This window comes from Bradyrhizobium sp. LM2.9 (assembly GCF_054056555.1).
Window position 1 is genome coordinate 7022819 of the sequence record NZ_JBSRYJ010000002.1, and the last position, 26254, is coordinate 7049072.

Annotated in this window: 18 protein-coding genes and 5 pseudogenes; 20 read left to right on the forward strand and 3 right to left on the reverse strand. The window is 59.4% G+C overall.

Annotation, left to right across the window (positions count from 1 at the left end):
* Positions 1-189: 189 nt before the first annotated feature.
* From ACVWW3_RS35770 to ACVWW3_RS35795, 6 genes and pseudogenes are all read left to right on the forward strand, one after another.
* Positions 190-936 carry a YebC/PmpR family DNA-binding transcriptional regulator gene (locus ACVWW3_RS35770; RefSeq protein ID WP_456651567.1) on the forward strand — a complete coding sequence of 249 codons (747 nt, stop codon included), beginning with the start codon at positions 190-192 and terminating at the stop codon, positions 934-936.
* A gap of 70 nt (positions 937-1006) precedes the next feature.
* Positions 1007-1534 (forward strand): crossover junction endodeoxyribonuclease RuvC, encoded by a 528-nt coding sequence (gene ruvC / locus ACVWW3_RS35775; RefSeq protein WP_247341750.1) that lies wholly within the window; start codon positions 1007-1009, stop codon positions 1532-1534.
* Positions 1531-2148 carry a Holliday junction branch migration protein RuvA gene (gene ruvA / locus ACVWW3_RS35780; protein ID WP_247341748.1) on the forward strand — a complete coding sequence of 206 codons (618 nt, stop codon included), beginning with the start codon at positions 1531-1533 and terminating at the stop codon, positions 2146-2148. The genes ruvC and ruvA overlap by 4 nt, the downstream gene beginning before the upstream one ends.
* Positions 2149-2168: 20 nt before the next feature.
* A complete protein-coding gene (gene ruvB / locus ACVWW3_RS35785) occupies positions 2169-3203 on the forward strand; it encodes a Holliday junction branch migration DNA helicase RuvB (RefSeq protein WP_247446360.1) in 1035 nt (344 codons plus the stop codon).
* A gap of 129 nt (positions 3204-3332) precedes the next feature.
* Positions 3333-4253, forward strand: coding sequence for a metallophosphoesterase (locus ACVWW3_RS35790; protein WP_456651566.1), 921 nt, complete (start codon positions 3333-3335; stop codon positions 4251-4253).
* A gap of 66 nt (positions 4254-4319) precedes the next feature.
* Positions 4320-4400, forward strand: a pseudogene (locus ACVWW3_RS35795) (acyl-CoA thioester hydrolase); the annotation flags it as partial.
* Here ACVWW3_RS35795 and ACVWW3_RS35800 read toward each other — a convergent pair.
* Together ACVWW3_RS35800 and ACVWW3_RS35805 are read right to left on the reverse strand one after the other, a co-directional pair.
* Positions 4382-4984, reverse strand: coding sequence for a hypothetical protein (locus ACVWW3_RS35800; RefSeq protein ID WP_456672314.1), 603 nt, complete (start codon positions 4982-4984; stop codon positions 4382-4384). The pseudogene ACVWW3_RS35795 and the gene ACVWW3_RS35800 overlap by 19 nt on opposite strands.
* A gap of 70 nt (positions 4985-5054) precedes the next feature.
* Positions 5055-6086: a recombinase family protein gene (locus ACVWW3_RS35805; RefSeq protein ID WP_456672315.1), complete on the reverse strand. Its 1032-nt coding sequence runs from the start codon at positions 6084-6086 to the stop codon at positions 5055-5057.
* A 993-nt stretch (positions 6087-7079) separates the two neighbouring features.
* Between ACVWW3_RS35805 and ACVWW3_RS35810 the strand changes: the two genes are divergently transcribed.
* A complete protein-coding gene (locus ACVWW3_RS35810) occupies positions 7080-7274 on the forward strand; it encodes a hypothetical protein (RefSeq protein ID WP_456651564.1) in 195 nt (64 codons plus the stop codon).
* A 507-nt stretch (positions 7275-7781) separates the two neighbouring features.
* On the opposite strand, the pseudogene queD reads toward ACVWW3_RS35810, so the two are convergent.
* Positions 7782-8143, reverse strand: a pseudogene (queD, locus tag ACVWW3_RS35815) (6-carboxytetrahydropterin synthase QueD).
* Between the two features lie 800 nt (positions 8144-8943).
* On the opposite strand from queD, the gene ACVWW3_RS35820 reads away from it, so the two are divergent.
* The 13 genes and pseudogenes from ACVWW3_RS35820 (at position 8944) to nifK (ending at position 26226) form a co-directional block, all read left to right on the forward strand.
* Positions 8944-10266, forward strand: coding sequence for an MATE family efflux transporter (locus tag ACVWW3_RS35820; RefSeq protein ID WP_456672316.1), 1323 nt, complete (start codon positions 8944-8946; stop codon positions 10264-10266).
* A gap of 804 nt (positions 10267-11070) precedes the next feature.
* A complete protein-coding gene (locus ACVWW3_RS35825; protein ID WP_456672438.1) occupies positions 11071-11283 on the forward strand; it encodes a hypothetical protein in 213 nt (70 codons plus the stop codon).
* Positions 11284-11530: 247 nt separating this feature from the next.
* Positions 11531-11875, forward strand: coding sequence for a hypothetical protein (locus ACVWW3_RS35830; RefSeq protein WP_456651561.1), 345 nt, complete (start codon positions 11531-11533; stop codon positions 11873-11875).
* Positions 11876-11929: 54 nt separating this feature from the next.
* Positions 11930-13196: pseudogene (locus ACVWW3_RS35835) on the forward strand (CaiB/BaiF CoA transferase family protein).
* Positions 13197-13251: 55 nt separating this feature from the next.
* Positions 13252-14079, forward strand: coding sequence for a citryl-CoA lyase (locus ACVWW3_RS35840; protein ID WP_456651559.1), 828 nt, complete (start codon positions 13252-13254; stop codon positions 14077-14079).
* Positions 14079-14963 (forward strand): annotated as a pseudogene (locus tag ACVWW3_RS35845) (SMP-30/gluconolactonase/LRE family protein). The gene ACVWW3_RS35840 and the pseudogene ACVWW3_RS35845 overlap by 1 nt, the downstream one beginning before the upstream one ends.
* A gap of 1880 nt (positions 14964-16843) precedes the next feature.
* Positions 16844-17047, forward strand: coding sequence for a 4Fe-4S binding protein (locus ACVWW3_RS35850; protein WP_456652123.1), 204 nt, complete (start codon positions 16844-16846; stop codon positions 17045-17047).
* Between the two features lie 742 nt (positions 17048-17789).
* Complete coding sequence (locus ACVWW3_RS35855; protein WP_456651558.1) at positions 17790-17987, forward strand: hypothetical protein; 198 nt, start codon at positions 17790-17792, stop codon at positions 17985-17987.
* Positions 17988-18456: 469 nt separating this feature from the next.
* Positions 18457-18672, forward strand: a complete 216-nt coding sequence (locus ACVWW3_RS35860; RefSeq protein ID WP_456651557.1) for a hypothetical protein — start codon at positions 18457-18459, stop codon at positions 18670-18672.
* A gap of 2483 nt (positions 18673-21155) precedes the next feature.
* Positions 21156-21760, forward strand: a pseudogene (locus ACVWW3_RS35865) (ISNCY-like element ISBva1 family transposase); the annotation flags it as partial.
* Positions 21761-22363: 603 nt separating this feature from the next.
* Positions 22364-23086 (forward strand): hypothetical protein, encoded by a 723-nt coding sequence (locus ACVWW3_RS35870; RefSeq protein ID WP_456651555.1) that lies wholly within the window; start codon positions 22364-22366, stop codon positions 23084-23086.
* Entirely contained in the window at positions 23083-24585 is a 1503-nt protein-coding gene (nifD, locus tag ACVWW3_RS35875; protein ID WP_456651554.1) for a nitrogenase molybdenum-iron protein alpha chain, read from the forward strand. The genes ACVWW3_RS35870 and nifD overlap by 4 nt, the downstream gene beginning before the upstream one ends.
* 81 nt (positions 24586-24666) lie before the next feature.
* Positions 24667-26226, forward strand: coding sequence for a nitrogenase molybdenum-iron protein subunit beta (gene nifK / locus ACVWW3_RS35880; protein ID WP_456652122.1), 1560 nt, complete (start codon positions 24667-24669; stop codon positions 26224-26226).
* Positions 26227-26254 lie beyond the last annotated feature (28 nt).

The following is a 26254-nucleotide window of genomic DNA, read 5'->3' on the forward strand; positions in this document are numbered from 1 at the left end:
GGAACGGTCGGACGCTATTTTTGCAGGCTGGAATGAAATCAGGGTTAACGATGCCTGACATCTAGGCAGGGGCCACTACGCTATTACCTTAAAGTCGTAGAGCCTCTTGTCATTCCAGTGGGGTGGCGGCCTATAAGGCCGCGCTTCCCACGCTCATCTTGGCGCACGATTCCCTAGAGAAGATCACGCATGGCCGGACATTCCCAATTCAAGAACATCATGCACCGCAAGGGGCGGCAGGATGCCCAGAAGTCGAAACTATTCGGCAAGCTGGCGCGGGAAATCACCGTCGCGGCCAAGCTGGGGACGCCAGACCCCAACATGAACCCGCGCCTGCGTGCGGCCATCATCGCGGCGCGCCAGGAGAACATGCCGAAGGACAATATCGAGCGCGCCGTCAAGAAGGCGCTCGGCAATGACGGCGAGCATTATGACGAGATCCGCTACGAGGGTTACGGCCCCGGCGGCGTTGCCGTCGTCGTGGAGGCGCTGACCGACAACCGCAACCGTGCCGCTTCCGACATCCGCTCCTTCTTCACCAAGTCCGGCGGCAATCTCGGCGAGACCGGCTCGGTCTCCTTCATGTTCGACCGCACCGGCATCATCGAATACGACCGCGGCGTCGCCTCCGACGATGCGGTGCTGGATGCCGCCATCGAAGCCGGCGCCGACGACGTGATATCGAGCGAAGGCGGCCACGAAATTTACGCCTCGACTGAAGGCTATCGCGACGTCGCCAAGGCGCTCGAAGCCAAGTTCGGCGAGCCGCGCAAGGCGGCGCTGATCTGGAAGCCGCAGAACACGATCGCGGTGGACGACGAGACTGGCGAGAAGCTGATCAAGCTGATGGATTTGCTCAACGAGCATGACGACGTCCAGCACGTCTACGCCAATTTCGAGGTGTCGGACGCGCTGCTGGCGAAGATGGGCGGGTAGGGCACACTTCCCCTGTTACTTTCGTTCTGTTTCTGTTTCCCCCACGGCAGCTAGCCGCTATCACTGGCCCATGACTGCGCTCCCGATTCGCGTCCCCGTTCGCATCATCGGCATCGACCCCGGCCTGCGCCGCACCGGCTGGGGCGTGATCGAGGCCGAGGGCAACCGCCTGATTTACGTCGCCTGCGGCTCGGTGGAACCGCCGGACGATTTGCCGCTCGCGAGCCGGTTGCTCGCGATCCATGAAGGGCTCGCCGCGATCTTGTCCGTTCACAAGCCGATGGAAGCGGCAGTCGAACAGACTTTCATCAACAAGGACGGCGCTGCGACACTGAAGCTTGGTCAGGCCCGCGGCGTTGCCATGCTGGCGCCCGCAATATTCGGCATCAGCGTTGCCGAATACGCGCCGAACCAGGTGAAAAAGACGGTGGTCGGCGCCGGCCATGCCGACAAGCACCAGATCGCGATGATGCTCAAGATCTTGCTGCCCAAGTCCGATCCGCCGTCCGCGGACGCCGCCGACGCGCTCGCCATCGCCATCACCCACGCCCATCATCGCACGAGCACGGCGCTCAGGCTGAAGGTGGTGGGGTTATGATCGGCAAGCTCAAGGGCCTGATCGATTCCTACGGCGAGGATTTCGTCATTCTCGATGTCGGCGGTGTCGGTTATCAGGTGCATTGCTCGTCGCGCACGCTGCAGCATCTGCCGTCGCAGGGCGAGGCCGCCGTGCTGTCGATCGAAACCTATGTCCGCGAGGACCTGATCAAACTGTTCGGCTTCCGCAGCGACCACGAGCGCGAATGGTTTCGCCTGCTCCAGACCGTGCAGGGCGTCGGCGCCAAGGTCGCGCTTGCCGTGCTCGGCACGCTGCAGCCTTCCGACCTCGCCAACGCGATCGCGTTGCGCGATAAGACCGCGGTGGCGCGCACGCCCGGCGTCGGCCCCAAGGTCGCCGAGCGCATCGTCACCGAACTGAAAGACAAGGCGCCGGCCTTCGCAACTATTGACCCAGCCGTGGTGCATCTTGCCGGTGCCGTCGACGACCGGCGCGCGCCGCGCCCCGTCGCAGACGCGATCTCCGCGCTGGTCAATCTCGGCTACGGCCAGCCGCAGGCGGCGGCGGCGATTGCATCGGCATCGCGCAGCGCCGGCGAGAGCGCCGAGACCGCGCAGCTCATCCGGCTAGGCCTGAAGGAGCTGTCGAAGTGAGCGACCCGAAGGCCAACCGCATGGTCACGCCCGAGCGCCGCAGCGATGATGTCGGCGATACCGCGCTGCGCCCGCAATCGCTGTCTGACTTCGTCGGCCAGCAGCAGGCGCGCAAGAACCTCTCGATCTTCATCGAGGCGGCACGCAAGCGCGGCGAGGCGCTGGATCATGTGCTGTTCGTCGGCCCGCCCGGCCTCGGCAAGACCACGCTGGCACAGATCGTGGCCAAGGAGCTCGGCGTCGGCTTTCGCGCGACGTCGGGCCCGGTGATCGCCAAGGCCGGCGATCTCGCAGCACTCCTCACCAATCTCGAAGAGCGCGATGTGCTCTTCATCGACGAGATCCACCGCCTGAGCCCGGCGGTGGAAGAGGTGCTCTATCCCGCGATGGAGGACTTTCAGCTCGACCTGATCATCGGCGAAGGCCCGGCGGCGCGCTCGGTGAAGATCGAACTGTCGAAATTCACCCTTGTCGGCGCCACCACGCGCGCCGGCCTTCTAACCAATCCCTTGCGCGACCGCTTCGGCATTCCGATCCGGTTGAATTTCTACACGATCGAAGAGCTCGAGAGCATCGTCACCCGTGGTGCGCGCGTGCTCAATGTCGGCATGAGCGCGGATGGCGCCAACGAGATCGCGCGCCGCGCCCGCGGCACGCCGCGCATCGCCGGCCGGCTGTTGCGCCGCGTACGCGATTTCGCCTCTGCGGCCGATGCCGACAGGATCGATCGCAAGATTGCCGACCACGCGCTGAGCGCGCTCGAGGTCGACGCCGCGGGCCTCGACGCCATGGACCGCCGCTACCTCACGACCATCGCGCAGAACTATGGCGGCGGCCCGGTCGGCGTGGAGACGATGGCAGCCGCTCTGTCCGAGCCGCGCGATGCGATCGAAGACATCATCGAGCCCTATCTGATCCAGTGCGGCTATCTGCAGCGCACCCCGCGCGGCCGCCTGCTCACTTCGCACGCCTTCCGCCATCTCGGCATCAGCGAGCCCTCGCGCGATGCGGCGGCACAGTTCGGCCTGTTCGGCACCGACGAAAGCGACGACTGACCTGCGCAAGTGCTGAGTGCTCGGGCCATCATGAATTTCCGGTAATCTCGTGCAGAGGGTCTGCACAAACGCACCCCATTTTCGCTCCAATCGGATCGCATCACGAAGCTGCATCACGATCGGGCTGCCATGATCACGCGCCGTCATTTCTTCCGTTCCATGGGCGGCCTGTCCGCGCTCGGCCTCTCGACCGCGGCCTATGGCGTCGGCGTCGAACCGGTGCTGCGGCTTCGGGTTACCCGCTATCATCCGGCCCCGCGGCAATGGCCGGCGGATTTCCCGCTGAAGATCGCCGTGATCGCCGACATCCATGCCTGCGATCCCTGGATGTCGCTGGAGCGGATCGAGGCCATCGTCGATCGCACCAACGCCCTGAACGCGGATATTATCGTGCTGCTCGGCGACTATGTCGCCGGTCTGCACCAGGTCACGCGCATCATTCCGGCGAAGGAATGGGCCAAGGTGCTGGCCGGCCTGAAAGCGCCGCTCGGCGTCCATGCCGTCATGGGCAATCATGACTATTGGGCCGACAGAACCGTGCAGCAAGCCGGCCATGGCCTGACGGTGGCGCATCGCGCGCTGGAGGCGGCCGGTATTCCCGTCTACGAAAACGACGCGGTGCGGCTCACCAAGGACGGCCGCACGTTCTGGCTCGCGGGGCTGGGCGATCAGCTCGCCTTTCTGCCGGCGCGACGCTTCCGGAGCACGGGACACTTCGGCGCCGACGATCTCGCCGCGACGCTTGCCAAGGTCACCGACGACGCGCCGATCATCCTGCTCGCGCATGAGCCTAACATCGCGCCGCGCGTGCCCGCCCGCGTCGCGTTGCAACTGTCCGGCCACACCCATGGCGGCCAGGTCCGTCTGCTCGGCTGGTCGCCGGCCGTTCCGCCGCAGCACGGTCTCCGGCTCGCCTATGGTCATGTCCGGCTGAAATGCGACGTCATCATCTCCGGCGGCCTTGGTTGCAGCATCATGCCGCTCCGCGTCGGCGTGCCGCCTGAGATCGTGGAAGTGACGCTGGGGCGGACGGGGGCGGCTGTGTCCTAGCCGCGCTTGCGCGTCCGGCCATTTTTGCGCAAAACGGGCCTCTATCTGAAACAAGAGGTTCGCGACGTGACAGCTCATCTCGACGGCGAGATCCGCGACGGCCGCCACCATATGCAGGTCCGGGTCTACTACGAGGACACGGATTTCCCTGACTTGCCATTGTCGTAGCAGGGAAACGTGCTGATTTCTCGCCCCTTGCTGCGGTTTTCTGGGAAAAGGTTCTTGCCGTAAAGCGCGGAGCTGTTCAGGTAAGGCGTATATTCGTAGGGCATCCGCTTGCGAACCGGATGCACTACTATGCATTCGATCAAGTTGCGGAAGGCTACGCGAGTTTCGATCGCCTTCGGATTGGCCTTGAGCGCGGTGACCAGCCTTCTAACCTCCGAACGGTATCGGTCACCGAATTTCGGGTGATCGAAGCCAATGACATTTTCGCCGCCAGCGCCCAGCAGCCGCAAGCGCTCTTCAACGCTTTCCCGCTCCAGGTCGCACTCATCGATCCGCTTGAGCAACTCGTCCGGCTTCCGACGGCTATTTGCGATGGCATATGACAGGCGTTCGATCTCGGTAGTCAACACGCGGCGTCGACGCTCTAGCTTAGAGTGTTCGCTGCCCTTGTTCCGATCGTTTTTGCGCTCCTCCTTCCAGGCACACATCGCCTCTTCAATGGCTTTCGGCGAAAGCAATTTCAGTTGGATTTTGTTGGAGGCATCCTCGAGCAGAACGTCCATGTCGAAGCTACGGGTGTGCTCGCACGTGCCCCGCTGATGCGCGCTCGCGCATGCCGCGCGCGGTGCACCGTTACGCGAGGATTGAGCGATTCGCATGTGGCCATTGCAGACGCCGCACCGGAAGCACACCGGCAAGCGGGTGCTCGTTGTTGCGCGGGATCACGGCGCGACGCCGCGGCTTGCCAGTCGGTCCGAACATAGATACGGCGCGCGCGCTACGAACCTCCTGCGCTCGATTCCAGAGCACTTGCGGCACGATCCGTAGCTCCGGCTTCTTAACTATGATGTGGCGCTCTTCTGGATTGCGGCGCTTCTGTTTCTTCTGGGTCTCCGGGTTGAGAATTGTCGAGCGAACGTTCCAATGTATCTCGCCGATATATAGATCGTTGCCGATAATGCCGCGACCATGCCGACCGCCTGTAATGCACTGGTGATTCCAGGTGGTACGATCAGCCTTATTCTTGTGACGAGTTGCCCCTGGTGAGGGCACGCCTTCGCGGGTGAGATCAGCGGCGATAGTTCGGGTCGAGCGGCCCGCTGCATATTCGGTGAAGATGCGGAGCACAATCTTTGCTTCGTTTTGATCGATCACGCGTTCGCCCGGCGCGCCCGACCTTGGTCGATAACCATAGGCGCATGAGCCAGGAATTCTTCCGTTGGCAACAGCGTTGTCATGGCCGCGCCGAACCTTTTCGGCGAGCTGCGGCTTGTAAATCGTGTTGTAGAGACTTGCGATGCTGATGTCAGTGGCGGTCGCATAGACCCCCTTCTGATCCATCAGCTCAACGCCGTTGAACTCGAAAACCTGCTTGAGACGCTGGATGGTTGCGGGATCGCGCGACAAGCGGTCGAAATGCTCAACCACGACTACGTCAAAGTCCCGGTTTCTCACACCGTTGAGCAAACGCTGATAGCCGTCCCGCGCGCCTTCGGTAAGACCAGATTTTGCGGCATCCACAAACTCGCCGATGACATCGAGGTCGTTGCGCAATGCGACCTTCCGGCAGAGCAATAGCTGACCATCAATCGAGGTCGCCTTTTGCATGTCGCTGGAATAACGGGCGTATAGTACGGCCGTTTTCTTCGATGACGCCGTCGTCATGTCGGTCCTTTATCGGCTGTACTGAGCCGTGATTTTCATCCCGTGCGACCTGACATCCGATAGCACGAGCCAACTCAAACCAGATTTCCTCATTGTCCGGATTATCCCAGCTCTGAGGATGTGAGGGGGCGAGCGGTCGAATGATCGCTCGTTGTCTTCGGAGAGATCGGGTGCGGGTACGCATTTGCAAACTCGCGAGCAGAAGCTAGCCTAAATTTCTGCGCTGCGCTACAGCCAAGCCGCAGCGATCTTCTCGCATGCTGACTTCGGCAGCGTCGAATGAAAATGAAATTCTTGAAGTGCCGCGGCGCGCGTGAGGGCATTCCTATCGATGAGGCGCGTAGTCGAGAGCAGAGACGCTAAGCAAAGCGGAGTAAAAATACTTGCGGGTGACGGCGACGTAAGTCCGTGGCGGACCCGTTCTCGGTTCACGAGGCTTCTCGTACAGATGTGTAGTGGCCGGCGCGGAGCGCCGGCTCGTCCATCAATAAAATTTGGCCGCTGGCGGACGCATTGTCGCGCACAGGCCAGACACGGTGGTTCGACCCAAGGAACCGTCGCTGATTGGGTCTTTCTTATTCCGCTGGTTCGATGACCCTTGCGTCGAGCCTCCAAGAGCAAGCACTCGCGGTCGCGCGTCGCTGCCCAGGTCCCGTCCGGCGTCTGGATCCCCGCGGATTTCCTCCCTTTCGGCTGGCGAGGCACCGTTGATGATGCCCCGTGGCGCCTCACCAGCGCTGGCGAGATACGCGACCCGCTGGCCTGTGGTGGGAAGAGCACGCCGAGTCTGCCGTCTCGGCCAAGATCGGGTTGGGCAGGATACAGTTCGCCGTTTTCCACGAGGAATCAGCCAGCCCGCAACGGGAATCGCGGCTCCGTCGAGGCATTAGCATAGCCGCCCCGGTGCGTCGGAGTGGTGTAATTATGTTTTGTCCTATTTTATTGAACGTTGTCGTGTGTATGCGTCCATGTTTTGCGGGAACGGAGACTGCGATGTCAAAGCATCAGACCTCGCTTGAAAAGATTGAAAAGATCGAGCGCAAGAAGGATGAGGCTGTCTTCCTAGTGTGTGAGTTCACCAAGCTCGGCGGCGAAGATCAGATCTTGCGCGGTTCGTACCGCTCTGGGCAAGGGCCGTCTGGTACGGCTCGGCTACGCCCCATGGCCGTGCCAGTCCCTCGCGGCTGACGCCGGATGGCTTCGCCCGCGAGGCGCGTCAGGCGCTCGACGAGCCTGGCGTGGAAGGGGAGCCTACCGAAGCCGAAAATGCCTATGATGAGGGCCTTCTCGACTCAGATTCCCGTCAAACCCGGTCGTCCCTCAAAGGCCGCTTCTCGCGTAAAGGTCCTGATCATCATCTATGCAGGCACATACACCAGTTCGTCGCGGGAGGCATAAATCGGCTCAACCTGGGCATTTGGTCCGGCGGGCTTCGGAGGCTTACGGCTGCCGCATCTGCTGATGACGGCGGCGGCTCATCGCGCTGTCGATGGCTGCCTCGCGCTCCTTGAGATCCTAGCCTTGCAGGGCGCCGTCGTCTGACCTCCCGCCAGATCCAAGGGCATTCCGTGAGCACGGGAATCTGCCCGCGGATCCGGCCGAATGAGGAGCCGAAGCGCAGATCGGGCAAGTCGGCTTCGAAGCCGAAGAAGGACAGGCGCACCGCATCAATACAGTCCAAAATGAGCGCTGAATTCAGCGATCGGGCCCGTCATATTCCGCCCAACAATCTGTCGTCTCGTACACCCTCGCGCTCGAGAGTTGCGCGAGGCGCGGTTTCGCGTGCTGCCAGATCCAGATGGCGATATTTTCCGCCGTCGGATTTTCGAGTCCCGGGACTTCGTTCAGGCAATGGTGATCGAGCGTCTTTAGAAGAAGACCGAACGCTTCTTCCATGCTGAAGAAATCCATTACGAACCCGGTGTGCGGATCCACGTTCCCGTTCAGCACGACCTCGACGCGATAGGAATGACCGTGCGTCCGATGACAGCGATGTGTCTGCGGGACGTTTGGAAGTCGGTGCGCCGCCTCGAACTTAAATACTGGGATATCTTCATCTTATGCCGGGATGTTTGTGGGATTGCACTCTGATTCGCCATTTCCGATGAGTCAGGCGTTACGCGACGGCCTGCCGCATGTGGTCGACGGCGCCAGGGCCGTCTGTGGGTCGAAGCAAAAATCGTCCGAGCCCCTCTCATCGAACCGCCGGCAGAGCTTCCGGCTGCGGCTACACGAATTTTGAGTTCGTGTCCGCGAGCGATGGCCAGCGCGGCGCGATTTGCTGACGCAAACCCAGTTACCACGCCGGCCGAGACCAGCAGCTGCCGTTCGTCTCGGTCGCGACAAGGAACCCGAGATCATGGAGCGCTTGCACGACATCGTCGCCGAACCCAATACTGGTTCTGGGCACGTTCATTGCGTGTGCCATGCAGACGATGGAGCGTCTACTACAAGGTCCGGTAGATGCCAAAGCCAAGTTGAGGCCCTAGGGTCCGGCCGCGTTCCCCCGCCGATCATCATCGAGGAAACAGAAATGAACGCACCCGATGAGAAGTCAACAAAGGGCAGAACGGCACAATATGACTAGCAGAACCTCGGTGGCTACGCACGGACACCTCAATCAGGATCCTCGTTGTTCTAACTTAAGAGCCGCAGAAGGCTACGATTGGCGGGAGGCGTATGCCTAGGGAAAATCGAACAAGCTAAAAATCAGCTTGTGAAACGTCAAACGGGTCCACGCGATCACGACGATCGATCGGCGCAGATAAACTTATGTACCGCTGTGCAAGAGCGGATCGGAAACGGTTGCGCTGAGTGCGCGATCAGCGAATTTGGAAAAGTCGCGACACGTTCACGCATGAATGAGCCGGATACGGAATTCGCGCTCGAGAGCGAGCGAAGTTTGATGCCACAGAAGAAACAGCACATCGATCTATCGGACCCGAATCTCTCAAGCCTTATCCTGCGGCTCGCCATTCCCTCTGTTGTTGGGTTATCGATCCATGCGTTACAGCAGGTCGTCAATGCGATCTTTGTTGGCGCACTTGGCGCGCAGGCGACCGCAGCTGTGAGCATGACCTTGCCGATCATCGTCCTGCTCGCGGCAGCCGGACAGGGAACCGGTGTTGGAACGGCGTCCTTCATATCTCGTCATCTGGGCGCCCGTGAGTACCTAGAGACGAGTCGAGGCGCAAGTACAGCTCTCGCGCTCACCGCTCCGATCGGCATCATAGTTACCGTCGCTCTGCTTCCAAGTCTGCCAGCGATATTCGCAATCCTCGGAGCGACTCCAACCATCATGCCCGTGGCGCTCGACTACGCGGGAACGCTTTTGTTCGGGAACACCCTGATGCTTCTAAACATCGTTAGCGGGTTCATTGTCAGAGCCGAAGGCGATATGCGATTCAGCATGTGGGCGATGCTTACCGCGTTTCTACTGAACGCTGTGCTTGATCCTGTCTTCATATTCTTGTTTGACCTTGGTGTGCGTGGCGCAGCCCTCGCAACGCTGGTATCGCAGATCGCCGCTATCGGACTATATATTGCGTATTTTACGAAGCTCGGCGGGACAGTTCTCGTCAGGATATCTCACATATCATTGCGAGCAGATCGCATCCGACAGCTCGCGTTGGCGGGCGCGCCAGCGACAATGACGAGTATCTTATCGGCTCTTGCGGTTATGCTCTTGTACGGAGCTGCCGCACCGTTCGGCGATGATTCCATCGCTGCAGTTGGAATAGCTATGCGAATCTTGATGGTCGGCGCACTGCCTATCACCGGGTTCTGCATAGGCGCTCAAGCTATCCTGGGTTTCGGTTGGGGCGCACGCGACTATGTTCGTATTCTGAAGACTGCGAAGTTCATGCTCTTCGTTACGGTCGCATTCTCCATCGCGTATTCTGCGGCCGTTGTTGTTTTTGCAAGGCCTTTGGTGAGCCTATTTAGCGATAACGAGAATGTCACGGAATTAGCCGTCTCGTCCTGCATCGTGTTCCATCTCTTTTTTGGACTGTTTGGGGGTTCAGAGTTTCGTGACGGCAATGCTTCAGGCATTTGGGAGAGCACGCCTCAGTGCAATTGTTGCCCTGGCGAGGCAGGGCTATCTCTTCATACCGGCCGTACTGTTATTCCCGGTGGTTGCGGGTTTCGATGGACTGTTAGCCAGTCAAGCAATCGCTGAACTGGGCGCCGGAATGATCGCTCTGTTCGTCATGTTCCATCAGTTCGGTGAGCTCAGACGAGCGCTCCGGCACCGTGGCTCAAGAGCGATCGGGATAGCGGGTTGACCTTAGAATGGATGTCATCGAACCCAGAGCATTGGGCGCAAGCCTCCCGAGAAGCTCGCGGCAAGATGGGTTGCCAGTGGGCACGGATTTTGCGGGCTCGCGGGCGTGCGATCGGCGCGGCCCTTCCTCCAGCCGTGCTCCTCGCACTCGCGGATCGCACCGGCTCGCCTAGCGGACGGATCGGGCAGTTCGGCGAGCGATAGCCGATGTGCTCCCGCTCGCCAACCGGGGCGGCAAGGGCTCTACGCGCGGTCGAAAGGCTCGGCTTTAGCAGAGTGGGTGGTTTCTGCGCTTATGCAGGTTTGTCTCTTAACCCGCGTCTTTGGAGCTGACTTGAATGCCGCCGCTTTGGGTCGACACTTCGCAGGACGCTCTTGAATTTTCGCCTGCTACGATTCGCTGTTGGGCCGTCGTGGCCGCCTCGGTCAATCTCGCTTTCATCGCATTGGTGATATTTTTGGCGTGACCGCGAGACGTAATCTTGCTGATTGGACTAGTTGTCTCACCCGCATCTGAAACGCGCAACACGCACCAGGGAGCTCGGTGCTCTGAGGCACAAGCATTCCGATATTTCATATCCAGGCGCAGGAGCTGTCGTGACTGTCTGCACTGGGCCAGTGTTTGATATGGCCGTAAAGCAATTCGAACTGATCGCGAATTATCTGAGGATACCAGACGACCTAAAAACCCGTCTGCTGATGCCGAAGCGATCTGTCACGGTATTGTTCAAGGCTTTTGGAAATGTCGGTTCAATCACCGCACTCGAGCTACACAATATGGGAGCGAAAGTGATCGGAGTCAGAGATCACACGGGTGCGCGTTATCGACCTCGGGGCTCGATATACCACAGCTGGTCGGACATGCTGCCTCGCAAGGTAGCCTGGATGGCTACTCCAGCGAGCTTGCTCTAGCAGTCTGCTGAAAAACCTTGAAATGGAGAATTTTCATTTTTCCGCCGGTCGCACGCGATGTCAACATCATTTCCGTCGGCAGCGGCGCACCGGGCATGGTGGCGCTTGAGGCTATGAACGTCGATGCCCTGGTCTATTTCGATCACATCGCGACGCTTCTCGCGCGCAAGAAGAACGTGACAGCGCTGTTCGATGCGCGCACGATCGAAGGCTCAAAGCAGGCCTTCGGCGGATCCTATCCGACCGCGTGTCTCTACCTTCAGCAGTCTTTCATCGACAAAATCCCGAAACGGTCCAGCGCCTGGTCAACGCCTTGCTCAAAACTCACCGCTGGATCAACGCAACGCCGACGGAGCAGCTCGTCGATACGATTCCTCCTGGTTACAAGACTGACAATCGCAAGGTGAATATCGAAATCATGAACGCATCGAAAGCGCTCTTCTCGCCGACCGGACAGATGGACGTCGAGGCGGCCAAGGTCCCGCTGGCTGTCCTAAGCGACTTTGATCCAAAAATTGCTGCCGCAAGGATCGACCTGAACGAAACTTTCACCAATCGTTTCGCGGAACGCGCCGCACAAGAACTGAAATAGCTGCCCGCCGGCCAAGCCCTCACCATGGGATCACCTAAACGAAGGCGTCTTCAGATGTCTCTGCCGCTCATCGGCATCCGCGTCCTGGACCTGTCGAACGTGTTGGCCGGTCCGTTCTGCGGTTATCATCTCGCGCGTCTTGGCGCGGAGGTCATCAAAGTCGAAAATCCGAAGAGCGGGGACCTCGCGCGACGCCTCGGCGCCGATCCGCAAAGGGCAGAGCGCCTGCAGGGCCTCTCTTTTGTCGCGGTGAACGCCGGCAAGCAATCCGTGGCGCTGGACTTGAAGTCGGAATCGGGCCGCGAGGTATTCTTGCGACTCGTCAAGGAAGCCGATGTGGTGCTCGAAAACTTCCGGCCGAAGGTGATGGAACGGCTTAGCCTGGGCTTTGATGTGCTCAGCAGGCAGAACCCGCGTCTCGTCTATTGCGCGATCTCCGGCTTTGGGCAGAGCGGGCCGTGGTCCGCCCGTCCAGCCTATGACCAGATTGTTCAGGGTCTGTCTGGTGCCATGAGCGTCACTGGCGATACGGCCTCGGCTCCCCTGCGCACGGGCTTTCCGATCTCGGATACGATTGCGGGACTGACTGCTGCCTTTGCCATCGCCGCGGCTCTGGTCGAACAGCGGCATAGCGGCCGCGGTCGGTTCATTGACGTGTCCCTGCTCGAAACCACCGTTGCAGCGATGGGATGGGTCGTCTCCAACCACCTGAACGCTGGTGTCGAGCCGCAGGCCCATCGGCAACGAGAACTTCACCGCGGCTCCCTCCGGCACATTCCGCACCGCAACAGGCCCGCTGAACATTTCCGCCAACGAGCAGAAGCAGTACCAAGCCCTATGCAACCTGATTGGCCGACCGGACCTGAAGACGGATCCACGCTTTGCTGAGCGCGAGATGCGCAAGACCAATCGCGCAGCGCTGAACACGGAGTTGAACCAGGCGTTGAGTTGCAAGCCCGCTGAAGAATGGGAGGCCCAAATGAATCTGGCTGGAGTCCCCGCAGGCTGCGTGCTGACGGTCTCGCAAGTCTTGCAGCAGCCACAGCTCCTCGAGCGCGGATTCGTCGAGACTTTGGCCCCAGAACAAGACGGTGCGCAGCCGTTACGAATCATGCGGCCGGGCTTCCGGCTGGATGAGGAGTTTTCGGTGCCTTCACCACCTGCGACGCTCGGAGCAGACACCGAGCGATGGCTGCAGCGGCTCGGCTATTCGTATGCGGAGGTCGAGCAACTGGTCTCAAGCCGGGCCGTCGGGACGCCAAAGCAAGGAGGGGCTGATTTCCTGCCCGTCCGCGTAGCCGCGGACGGACCAATATCATGATATTCGACGGCTTGCGGCGGTTGGCAATCGGCAGGTTGAAGGGGCGGAAGCGGAAATGAGCGAAGAAGAATTGCGACAGAAAGCGGCCCGTTGGTGGCGAACCTCCATCTGCGACATCGCGCCCGGTCGCATCGCCTATCGGGGTTATCCAATCGAAGATTTGATCGGCCGGATTTCCTTTCCCGCCATGATCTGGCTGATGTTACGCAGCGATCTGCCGACGCCAGCGCAGGAGAGGCTGCTGCAAGCTGCGCTGGTCGCGTCCGTTGACCACGGTCCGCACGCGCCCTCCATCGCAATTGCGCAGATGGCGGTGAGCTGCGGGCTGCCCCTGAACGGTGCGATGGCCTCCGCGATCAATACACTCGATGACGTGCACGGCGGAGCAGGGGAGCAGGCGGTCGAACTCTACGAGGATGTGCTGCGGAGGCGCGATGGCCTAGAGATCGGCGAGGCCGCGGCCGCCGCAATCGACCATTTCACTGCAAGGCGCGGCAAATATCTGCCCGGCTTCGGCCACCGGTTTCATCCGATCGACCCCCGCGCGGCACCGCTATTGGCGCTGGTGGATGGCGCAAGTGCTGAGGGCAGTGTCAGCGGCGACTATGCCAAGGCCGCCCGCGCGATCGAGCGCGTGATGCAGCAGCGCAAGGGCAAACTCATCCCGATGAACATTGATGGCGCGACCGCGGTCATTTATGGCGAGCTCGGCTTCGCGCCTCCGCTGGCGCGCGGCGTCTTCTGCCTGTCGCGCGCGGTCGGAATCCTGGCCCACGCCTGGGAACAGACCAGGCGCAAGGATCGTAACAAGGGACCGATGCCCAAGCAGTTTGGCTACAAATATGAGGGCCAGCCGCGCCGCACGCTGGGAGGCGCGTCATGATGTATCTCGACAAGCCGCCTCAGCTGGTTGAGACCCGCGTGTTCTCGTCGATGCCGGCAGAATTTCGTCGCCCTGGTGTTTCCTCAAAATGGGGCGGATGCCAACCGCGGGGGCCATCCGGTGGGATTGTTTCATCGAGGGGCCGTCGTTCGACAAGTCCGGGGATCTCTACGTCGTCGATATCCTCTTCGGCCGCATTTTCCGGATTTGCGCGACGGCATCTGGTCTCTGATAATCGAATATGACGGCTGGCCGAATGGTCTGAAGATCGCACCTGATGGCCGGGTGCTGGTGGCCGACTAGATGAACGGCCTCATGGAGCTCGATCCGCAGCAGGATACTATCAGCCCGCTTCTGAGGCACCGCAATTGCGAGTCCTTCAGAGGCTGCAACGACCTGCATATCGCGACCAACGGCGACATCTATTTCACCGATCAGGTGCAAACTGGATTGCACGATCCGACCGGCCGGGTGTTCCGACTGTGTCCTGACGACCGGCTCGATTGCCTGATTTCGAACGGGCTGGTGCTCAGTCCCGACGAGGCCGTGTTGTTCGTTGCAATGACGCGCGACAACAGCATCTGGCGCGTGCCGCTGATGCGTGACGGTGGGGTTGGGAAGGTGGGACGGTTCAGCTTGTTCTTCGGGACCAGCGGTCCTGACGGGCTGACGATGGATCAAAAAGGGCGGCTCTTTGTCGCGCACGCCTCCCTCGGCCACGTCTTCGTCATGGCGCCGAACGGCGAACCGATCGCCCCCCCATCAAGTCCTGCGCTGGGGCGACCTGCACGAACCTCGTATTGGAGGCGGCAAACGGCACATTGCTCATTACGGAATCCTCTACCGGATCAGTGTTGATGGCTGATCTCGCTCGCTTTCCTTGAACGTTCGCCAGCAGGAGTGACAAGGTGGTGCCGAATCCTTTTACGCGACGGTCCACCGAATCAAGATGCAGGAAGGAGCCCGGTAGATGATTGGCTTGCCAGTTGCCGAGGCATTGTACTTGGCGACGAATGGATCGCATTTGTGTGCGGTGATCCGAAACTGGCGTCAGTAAGTCGCATTGTATAGGAAGCCACGAGAGAACGACTCGGCTATCGTTTGTAAGGCTGGGTCGGGCTTCGCCCCCAACGGGCCGCCGCCGACCTGGCTCCGCGCCTTTAGCCGGGCAGGTTTCGGCTCGCGGTCCACGAGCCTTGAAGACTATCGTATCGCTTCGCACTATGAAGAACGATTTGATGGCTGATACCCGCCAAGAAGGTCGAAGGGGTAACCCGCTCGCAGTGGGAGTAAGCACCGCATCAGCGCCGATCATCCTCGGCCGCGACGCACGCGTTGGAGCGTTCGTTTTGAGAACCAACAAGCAGCAGGATTTGCTGCTTTGAAAGTCTTTTCTGATAGACCCAGGAGCGCTTTTAACTGTGTGGAGCAGAGGTCGCGGTACTGTCATAACCTCTTTCGCGCGCGCAATCCTCCAACCCGATATCCCCTCTCCTCGTAGAAACGGCGTACCCATTCTAAAGCTGGATAGCCATCCGGGGCAACGCAACCTCAATCATCTGCCAGCCTCGGCGCTTCGCCTCCGAATGTACCGCCTCGAGCAGATGCCGACCGTGGTCAGAGCTTCGGAAGTCGCGAGAAATCCATAGCTCCTGAAGCACACCGTACGCTCCGGCTGCTCTCACGGCCTGTACAGCCGAGATGGCAGCGACCCCCTACAATCTGCCGCGTGGCTTGTTCCTCGATGACAACAATGAGGCCCTCTTCGGGATCCTGGAATCAGGCGCAAAGCAGCCTGCTTCGCGCCCTCAAGCCTGAACTCTGGTCCGGGGCCACCTAATTCAGAAAGTAGCTTTCCGACGGCTTCTGCGATCGCGTTCTCATCTCCTGGCACGCCTTTGCGTAAAGCCGTGCCCCCGCAAGGCAGGCCTTGCGCTTCAGCGCCAACACGAACACCCGTCACGTTAGTCCCTCCAGTCCCTCTTGAGGATATCCATGTTCAGAAGGATACAGAAAACGCAACTGAGAGCAACGATCAAGCTCGATAGGGAATAGGACGTCCGCACTCGCTATAAGCAACAGAGGTGAGGTAAGTGCAAGCTGTTGCCGTTCTCAGAATCGACCGCGGCTTGACCTGCTGCGAACTCATGATGGACTTCCTTCGATTGGAAAGGAAAAGCGTACCAGCGCTCGCCCGCGCCGCATGCCTACTCGGCACCAGGCATGCGGCTGACTGCAATTAAATCGGTCACTTTGCAAAGCCAGTAATCGCGTCTCCCGGCCGAACTTCATTTCCCTCCGAAGCGAAGCCGAAGCTTATTGTAGCAAAACCCGTTTTGGCAAACCTCCGGCGAGTCATCCGCGGAGTTAACGTTGCAGCCGTGGAGCGCGGCTTGCACAAAACCTCCAGTCACGGCGTATGACCGGAGGTTTCCTGAGATCCGGCGCAGACGTGCGTCGGCTCGCGGCTTTTAGTCGCGCCGCCGGTTTCGGAATCGTCGAGCGTCGCTGGGCCCCGCGCTGCCATGCCAGACAAACCGACGGAATCTCGCAGCAGTCGAGTCGCGACTGGCTATCGGAGTAGGGCCCGAGGGCTCGGATGGCTTTAAATTGAAGTGGCCCGTTGCTGTCGCAGATGCAACATGGTCTCAGACCCGGGACAGCACAATTGGCCAAATTGCCCATGATTGTGAGCGCTTCTGTCCTTGGCACGGAATTTGAAGGGGATCGCCAATGGCATCGCTCGCCTAAGGAGTCGGAAGGCATGGCTTACAAGATCGTCGCTTCGCAATGCACCGTTTGTGGGGCATGTGAGTTCGAGTGTCCCAACGCGGCGATCAGCCTCAAGGGCGACATTTACGTTATCGATGCCAAAAAATGTACGGAGTGCGAGGGCCATTCCGACACGCCGCAATGTACGGTGGTCTGTCCGGTGCCTGACACCTGTGTCCCGTCTAAAACAACATAAGAAGCCCGCGTCCAGAAGGCTTTAGCGCTCGATTTCGCGAACGAAGTAGTTGATGTCGAGCTTGAGGAGGCCGCCGTCCGCGTGGGGCGCATCGAGGTCGATCAAATCGTTATGAGCTTAAGGCGCTGATCGACTCCGAGAAACCCTCGAAGGGCCCTGTCAGAGGACACCGTCAAATTTGTCTCGAATAAGGACAAGGCCGCCTCGATGCTCCAGGTCGCCGCGTTGAGGCTTATCGTCGTTGGCTGACGAGCCGAGGCGAGGTGGACGGGCGTCGAATGTCCCAAGATCGGCTTGCAGGATATCTAAAGCTACGTCACTTCGAAGCCGAAGAGACGGTCTCCACGCGCGGCGTGATCGGTCCGGAGATCCTGAACACGTACGAGATGCTCGGCATCCGCTTGCCCACGGTCACCTGCGCGAGTGCATGGTGCCTACGGTCATAACAGGATCCCCGCCGCGCTCTCGCCGCTTACTCCAGTGTTGTAAGTCAGCGTGCATCCCGACGTCCGGAACTGTTCCTGCGATGTCGCGCAGGCCAACGTCCAGGCTGCACTACTCGCCAGCGCGACGGAAACAACGAAGGCGCGCGCCAAAGTCGCTCAGCACGTAAGTGCTTGGCGCGCCGAGGAGATCATCTTGACCAACGCCACGGAGGCGATCGAGCTCGCGGCTCGTCGCGGGGGCCGCCGAACACAGGCAGTCTGACCTGATCATCCGTTCGATCCTGGAGCAATCCGGCTTGGCAATTCCTAAGGAGCCTCATGGCGCTGTGATCAAGCGGATGCGGACCGAGGATGATCGCAACTTCCCCACCGGCGATTTCGAGAAGCTGCTGACGGAAAAGACCAGGATTGTCGCGATCACGCAGATGTCGGAGCGCCGAGCGCGTTCGTTCTACCACGATCTCACGAGCTTCTTCGTTCTTGGCATCGACTAGGCGGCTGGCCGCTTCAACCTGCTCCTTGGACGACGCGATAAGCGCATCTAGCTTCGCGATTTCTACGTGCGCTTCCTGCTCTCGCTTTTCTAACTCCAAGATTGGCGAGCCTTCGCGTCAACACCGTAAATCGTCGTCGCGAATTCTTCAAGGCGCCTCCCTCCAAGTGAATACTCATCCCAACGATCTAACAGGTGAACTGCCGCTTTCATCCGGCGCTAACGGTCCACCGAGCGTCAGACCAAACTTGGGTCTCGGGATGTTGGCCATGACGAGACTCCTGGCGCGAGGGCCTCGAGTACGAGCGTGAGGCAGCGGCAGTCGGCTCGCCGCTGCTCGGCCTTGCAAGGATGCACAGGGGGTAGCCAATTCTCAACTTGAATTGGTTAATGGCGTCGATCACACGATTCCTGACCGAGCGGCTGCGGCTCACCGAACACGTCAGAGTACCCCTATTCTCGAGCGGGTCGTGTCTCACGTCACGATCACTGACCCGCATCATTTTCTGTTCGGGCACCGGCTTGAGGTGCTGAAGGAGCGGTCGGGGCGCGGTCCCGCCTATGTCGTTGTCGCGCTGCCGGACGGCCGGCCGCGGGCGGTTCGGATCGCGTCGACGGATCTTGCCGAGATAATAACTTCTGGCCCGAACGCCGCCGATCTGCCGCGCATCAGCAACGTACGCTGATTGTCCTTTACCGCAGGAATGACTGAGGGGATCGGATGGAAGATCTGCCTGGCGGTTCTCATGAGATCATCGTCCGCGCTAGCTCCTGACGACATCAGCAGCCCAATCGCCAAAACAGATGCTTCAGCCACAAGCCGAAGCTCCCGAATCGATTTGTTCATACACCCGCCTCATCAGTTCTGATTGACATCAAGGAAACAGTCGAAAGCGATGCCAAACTCTCTTCCCTCAACGGGCCGGCGCAGCATGCACGGGATCCTGTGAAGCGAGGCTGCATCAGATGTTCGATTTCGAGGTGCTCGCTGCCGACGTTCGCCCACGAGGCTTTAAGCCTTTATTTGATTCGCGAGTTCGCTTTGAGCTTAGGTCACGACCTTGGTCGATCAGACTAGCGCCTCAACCTTCGGAATGATGGCCGATCTGACAGCCGAAACAAGGATAATCTGTCCGGTGGCCGCATCGGTTTTCCATCAAGCGATTGGGTGGCCAATACGCTCCAGCGAAGTTGATAGTATCCGTGTTGCACCGCTGGTCGCGCTCAGCGCTCACGATGCGGCTGGACAATAGCAACCCACATGCCAGTTGCATCTGACATGCAAACTGCTGATTTAGTACAGAACGAGTCCGGGCTACCGAACAACGTCGGATGTCTTGGTTTGGTGAATACATACAGTGTCACAGATGCGACAAGCGCCAGTCCCGGCTAGACATCATCGCACAGAAAGTTTTGTGATGAGATCCAATTGCCAGCTTGCCGGCCACACGTGGGACGGCGGTAAAAAGATCTACGCCGGCCGACGGCGAGACACTGAGCCGAGGCGCCCGGCGATGCGCATCGCTCACGATTTCGCCTCGCCCTGCCGAGTGAAGGCTCTCCGACCTCATATCCGGGCCAGCTCTTTGCGCGCCGCCGCCGAAATCCGCGCTCGTTTGTAACAGACGAGCCCCGAAGCCTGAACATGGCTTGTCTTGAATCCCACCTGGGGTTCGCTGGCATGGCAATTGCCGATATCAAATCTGTTACCCAGAGCTTGACGGTACGACCGTCCGATTTCCTCGGATACTCCCATTCGACACCAGCTTAAGTGCCGGCCTGACACCTGATCGGGCCGCGTGTGGGTTGGGATAAGATAACCATTTCGACCCACTCACGGCCGAGTGGCAGCTTTTGAATCCTGCGCGCTGATGGCAAAAATCGCTGAACTTCTGCAGAAGCAACGGTCACTTCGTGCTCTTGCGTTGAAAGACTTCGGTACAAGAGGACATGCTGGGAGGAGATCGTTACATCATGTCCGCAGACGCCAGGTCGTGAGATCTCATCGGCGTCTTACCGCGGGAAGGACGTGATTGACCAATTGTCCATGGCTGGTTCAAGTTAGATATGGTGTCCGTGATGGCTTCGATTGACGATCGATTGAATGAGATCAGATACGTGCGGAATGACATTTGGCGCTGTCGAAGAAGGCTTAAAAGCGAGCTAAGTGATCTCGAGCGTAAGGTTCTCGAAGATCGCCTGCTTGAGCGGCAATCTGCCTTTGAACGGCTCCTAGCGACCACGTTTCCTTTTACATTGACACTGTGAAGCAAAATTCGGGACCTGTGCCGCGGGGCATTGGCGCGCAAAATGGCGTCCGCTCATAGAACGCGTGCGCCTGCGTCGGGAACGTAGGCTCCGTCGCCGCGCCCGTTATGGCCGCCGCCGAGCTGAAATGCGTCGGTCCTCAGGCTTGGTTCACCGATGTGCTGGCCCGCGGCGCACCGTGAGCGCTGAAACCGTTCGGGCCGCCCATCCAGGACCACCGCTGGGGGACACCGATTGCGCCGTTTCTGCGAAAGCGCGGTCAACATGAGTAGCTTTCATCCGACAAAGCGATCGAAGAAGCTTGAATCGGCCGTAGCGTCAGATTGTACAGAGCAGGCGAACGATACTCCAGACTAGGTGTAGCCGAATGAGAAGAGCCGTTATCGCTTTTGCATTATGTCCCGCTCTCGAACTGCTCGGGCTAAGCGCGAGCGCGGTTGCGGACACAAGGCGGTACGCGTGCACGATCACTGCCGCCGATAGAGAGCCGGTCGGAGTTCGGAACGAGCGGGTCATTCTCACGGTTCAATATGGCTGCCGGATCGCGGATGGTCTCTTGAGTGACGCGGGGATTACAGCAGTGTCGGTCAGCGAGTGGGCTGCTGATAAAGGAACGTACTTAGCGTCCCTGGAATTTCACCGCGCGCTGGAGGGAGTTGCAATTGGGCAACTCTCCGAGGCGACCGGCTTCTCTAGCATGGAAGGCGAGCAAGGAACTGCGGTCGCAACTTCCGGCACGACAGTATTCAAGTTCGCATCTGGCTCATTGGCAGCCCTTTCAGGGAAGACCCTTAAATTCACCACCAAACTTACTGGCCTACGTAGCTTCGAATTGGAGTTCACAGATTGGCCGAGAATCTCTTTTTTGGAAGTGACTGGTGTCTTACGCTTTATTTCCGCAAGCGCAGAAATCTCCAAAGGAGTGAAGAAGGCGACGGACATTCTGCAGCAGATAGCACTGAGAGGCTCCGCGCGGAGGTCAATAGGATGTTGCCGCTGGGGCAGCGGGTGACGCGTCAAGAGCCCGGGCGCGCATCTTCCACGGCGGCACTCATGTGGAAGATAAGGTTCTCAGCGTGTTCTAGCCGTCGACGGAGATCATCCGTAAGGACAAGCCGGCAAGCCCAATGAGTTCGGCAAAATGATCAAGCTGCAAGATTGTCGACTAAGTCTATTTTCGGCGGCCCAATGGCGATCTGTTGATCCCGGCCACCGCAACCCACCACGGGGCGTGCCGCGGCTGGTGCGGACTGACGCGGGATTCTACTCTGCCAGGAACGAGGCCGCTGCGAGAGAATTGGGGCCGAGCAAAAGGCGCGGAGCGCAAGCGCGAACAGAAGAAGCGCTGGTTCCGCGGTGGCCAAAAATGGCGCACGCCATGGACGCATCAGCGTGGTTAAGCGGCGAAACGGCCTCAATCGATGCTGATAGAAGGATGACGCCGGAATGCAGCGCTGGGTCACCCTCGGTGTGATCTCAACCTCGGCAACATCGGCCGGACGATGAGCAGCCGAGCCGCTCCGTAGACGTCGCACCCATCATGCTCGCTTCAGACCCCGCCGTCCACCCGGCGGGGGTTGTTTTGGTTTATGCCGTTGGCCAAACAAGCATCAATTTCGCGCCGGGAAGTAGATAAAAGTGGGCTATCCACGGGCCCTCAGCCCGCGCTGATGCCCGCGCTCATCATCAGACGGGCCTCGTTGTCCCTGCACTCGGTGCTGCGTGCCGGCGCCGGCTCACCGCGTCACGCTCCCGCAAGCAGCGATAGAAAAAAGTCGACGCGCGCCCGATCGAAGCGCCGAATTGCGTCGCGGCGTGTCTTACCGAGATGCTGAAGCGAGCTGCAACTGGACTGCCGAATGACACGGACGAGGCCGTTGTAGAACGCCGACCTCTTTACCCCGAATGAGCAAGGGCCACGAGCTTGCGCCTTTAAGGCTATCGCGGCTGAGAATCGATCAGCCCCAATGCTTTCCACGAGATCGCGTGTCGCCACATTAGAGCGCGTCTCCACGAGATCAAGTGGAATGACGAGCGAAGCGAAAGATCGCGTGTAGGTGAAACAAAGCGTTCTGCTGACAACTGAGTTCTCTTAGTCATTCGGAAGAGGTGCTGCAGCGCTCATCATCACTTGCTCAGTATCGATCGCAAACACCATCGGCGCATGTACGTGCGCTGGACTCTCTCGAACCGATCGTGTTTGCGGTCGCTCGATGGGTGCGCCAAGCAAAGCTGCGCACCGGAGTGACGTCGGCGCGCGGGAAGACTCTAGCTATCTCGCTGGCGGAGAGCGCAAGCGATTGTTTTGTTTCAGACAGGGCGTTAGCGGATACGGCTGTCGGTGCCACGCAGAGTCAGGTTTATAACAATCCGCATCCTACCAGCTATCTAGCTCTACAGACGTGGGTTTTTGTGTTCAACCAGCGCTGGCACGCTCGTTGCAAACCCCTGCGCAACAGGCGGCTGTTAGCCCTTTGCATCGACATGCAGAGGGGCAGGCGGGCCCCTGATGGCACGCGAGCGAGTAAAGAAGCCGATAATGACCAATCGCTGGAGGGCAGGCATGACATCACCGAGACGCGTCTTGGTCAGCGTTTCCGTCGACAAACCAACAGCCTCACACATGGCGCTCGCGAGCGCTTAGCCGAGATGAGCTGCAACATCCTGATCGACCGCTGCGGCATGATCCAGAAGCCCGCGAAGTTGCGTTCGGTAGGACTGGCCAGGGAGATTGCACGCTTTACGCCTCAACGCCGGATCGGAAGTCCGTCGGTCTACCGGAAAAGCGCCGCATCTTCATTTGAGACGACAATCGAAAGGAAATTTGTATGAGCCGAGCAACTACCGAAAGCGTCGCAGAGATCAAGGCGCGCAACAAGCAGCTAATCGACGAGGTGTTGAAGGTCTACCCAGAGAAGACCGCCAAAAGGCGCGCCAAGCATCTGAGTGTTCACGAGGTGGGGAAGTCGGATTGTGGCGTCAAGTCGAATATCAAGTCCATTCCGGGCGTAATGACCATCCGCGGCTGCGCCTACGCGGGCTCCAAGGGCGTCGTCTGGGGGCCGATCAAGGACATGATCCACATTAGCCACGGTCCGGTCGGCTGTGGTCAGTACTCATGGGGCTCGCGGCGCAACTACTACGTCGGCACGACCGGCATCGACACGTTCGTGACACTGCAGTTCACTTCCGATTTCCAGGAAAAGGATATCGTGTTCGGCGGCGATAAAAAGGTCACCAAACTCATCGACGAGCTGCAGGAGCTGTTTCCTCTCAACAGGGGCATCACCATTCAGTCCGAATGTCCGATTGGCTTGATCGGTGACGATATCGAGGCAGTCTCCAGAGAAAAGTCAAAGGAATATGGCGGCAAGACCATCGTGCCTGTGCGGTGCGAGGGTTTTCGTGGCGTGTCACAATCGCTCGGCCATCACATCGCGAACGACGCCGTTCGAGATTGGATCTTCGACAAGAGCGCCCCAGAAGCCAGCTCTAAATTTGAGCCGACCCCGTATGACGTTGCCATCATCGGCGACTACAACATCGGCGGCGACGCCTGGTCGTCACGGATCCTGCTCGAAGAAATGGGCCTGCGCGTCATCGCCCAGTGGTCCGGGGATGGATCTCTCGCTGAATTGGAGGCGACGCCGAAAGCGAAGCTCAACATATTGCATTGCTATCGCTCGATGAACTACATCTCACGGCACATGGAGGAAAAATTCGGGATTCCCTGGTGCGAGTACAACTTCTTCGGGCCTTCCAAAATCGCGGAGTCGCTGCGCAAAATTGCAAGCTTCTTCGATGATAAGATCAAGGAGGGCGCCGAGCGCGTCATTGCGAAATATCAGCCGCTGGTCGATGCGGTCACGGCGAAATACCGGCCGCGGCTCGATGGCAAGACCGTAATGCTGTTCGTCGGCGGCCTACGTCCTCGCCACGTCATCGGCGCCTATGAGGACCTCGGCATGGATGTTGTCGGCACAGGCTATGAGTTCGGTCACAACGACGACTATCAGCGCACCGCCCAGCACTACGTCAAGGACGGCACGCTGATCTACGACGATGTCACCGGCTACGAATTCGAGCGCTTCGTAGAAAAGATCCGGCCCGACCTCGTTGGCTCCGGTATCAAGGAAAAATACGTCTTCCAAAAAATGGGCGTGCCGTTCCGCCAAATGCATTCCTGGGACTACTCGGGTCCTTACCACGGCTACGACGGCTTCGCGATCTTCGCCCGAGACATGGACATGGCAATCAACTCCCCGATCTGGGGGAAGACCACCGCACCTTGGAAGGACGCTCCGCGGCCGAGCCTCATGGCGGCGGAATAGGAAAGCCGACGCCCGGGCCCTTTCTTCCACAGAGGAGGGGAAGGGCAGGAGAACGAACACAAGAACCTGAAGAGTGCCATGATGACACAGAACGCCGAACACATCCTCGACCACTCTGAGCTTTTCCGGGGAGACGAATACCAGCGGATGCTGGCCAATAAGAAGGCGCTATTTGAGAATCCGCATGATCCCGCCGAAGTCGACCGTATCAGAGAATGGTCCAAGACGCCCGAATATCGCGAGAAGAACTTCGCCCGCGAGGCGCTAACCGTTAATCCGGCGAAGGCTTGCCAGCCGCTAGGTGCGGTGTTCGCCGCGCTTGGGTTCGAGCGCACACTGCCGTTCGTCCACGGCTCCCAGGGTTGCGTCGCGTATTATCGCAGCCATTTGTCGCGGCACTTCAAGGAGCCGACCTCGTGCGTCTCCTCGTCCATGACGGAAGACGCGGCTGTGTTCGGGGGGCTCAACAACCTGACCGACGGGCTTGCCAACAGCTACAACATGTACAAGCCGAAGATGATCGCGGTCGCCACGACCTGCATGGCGGAAGTCATTGGCGACGACCTCAACGCCTTCATCAAAACATCAAAGGAAAAAGGTTCAGTCCCCGCGGACTACGACGTACCATTCGCTCACACTCCTGCATTCGTCGGTAGCCACATTACGGGCTACGACAACACGCTCAAGGGTATCCTCGAGCATTTCTGGGATGGCAAAGCCGGCACGGCGCCTAAACTCCAGCGCAAAGCGAACAACTGGATCAACTTCATCGGTGGCTTCGACGGCTACACTGTCGGAAACATCCGTGAGATAAAGCGCATCTTCGAGCTGATGGGGATCGGCTACACGATCCTCGCGGATAACAGTGATGTGTTCGATACCCCCACCGACGGCGAGTTCCGCATGTATGATGGCGGCACCACACTAGAGGATGCCGCGAACGCAGTCCATGCGAAGGCAACCATTTCCATGCAGCAATATTGTACGGAGAAGACGTTGCCCTTCATCAAGGGGCACGACCAGGAGGTCGTCGCCTTCAATCACCCGCTGGGTGTCAGCGCTACGGACGATTTCCTGATGACGCTGTCGCGTATCACCAACAAGGCAATTCCAAATGCGCTGGAGCGGGAGCGCGGGCGTCTGGTAGACGCAATGGCTGACTCTAGCGCGCACGTTCACGGCAAGAAGTTCGCGATCTACGGCGATCCCGACCTCTGCTATGGCCTGGCCGCATTCTTGCTGGAGCTTGGCGCTGAGCCAAGGCACGTGCTCTCGACCAACGGGAGTAAGGCCTGGGAGCAGAAGATGCAGGCGTTGTTCGCGAGCTCGCCGTTCGGTAAAAACTGCCGCGCCTTCCCGGGCAAGGATCTCTGGCACATGCGTTCGCTCCTGTTCACAGAACCAGTCGATTTCCTCATCGGTAACACCTACGGCAAGTATCTCGAACGTGACACTGGAACGCCGCTAATCCGCATCGGGTTTCCCATCTTCGATCGCCATCATCACCATCGTTATCCAGTGTGGGGCTATCAGGGTAGCATGAATGTGCTGGTCAAGATTCTCGACAAGATCTTTGATGAGATCGATAGAAAAACCAGCTCGGTTGGTAAGACAGACTACAGCTTCGACATCATACGCTAAGGCGAGCGCCCCGCCTCATCGTCCGCAG